At 55.4% G+C, this 404-nt stretch carries 1 pseudogene; it reads left to right on the top strand.

The features are described from left to right. Window positions 1-404: pseudogene (locus ULO1_RS11190) on the top strand (hypothetical protein); the annotation flags it as partial.

Below are 404 nucleotides of genomic sequence, written 5' to 3'. Positions count from 1 at the left end.
CCGGTCAGCATGGGCTTGAAAATCACTGATGAGGAGCGTAAGCCCATCATCTATCATCCAGAAGTGCGGGAGCTCTTATTCGATTTCGTGGCCCGCAAAGTGAATGTCCAGTACCGGGAACTGACGGCCAAAAATCCCAATGCTTTTGTCTGGCTGGATGAGCCGGGGTTGGAGATAATCTTCGGTTCCTTTTCCGGCTATACCAGTGAGAGGGCGAGGGAGGATTACGCCCGTTTTCTCACCATGCTGGAGGGGCCGAAAGGAGTGCATCTCTGCGGCAACCCGGACTGGGCCTTTCTGCTGCGGGAGATTGAGCTGGATATTTTATCCCTGGATGCCCTGGGCTGTGGCCGCATTTTCTCCCGCTATACCGGGGAAATCAAGGCCTTTCTGGAACGGGGCGG

It is taken from the genome of Carboxydocella sp. ULO1 (assembly GCF_002049255.1).
Lineage (GTDB): Bacteria > Bacillota.
The sequence above is the reverse complement of the archived record's forward strand: the minus strand, read 5'-3'. Positions and strand labels throughout refer to the sequence as shown.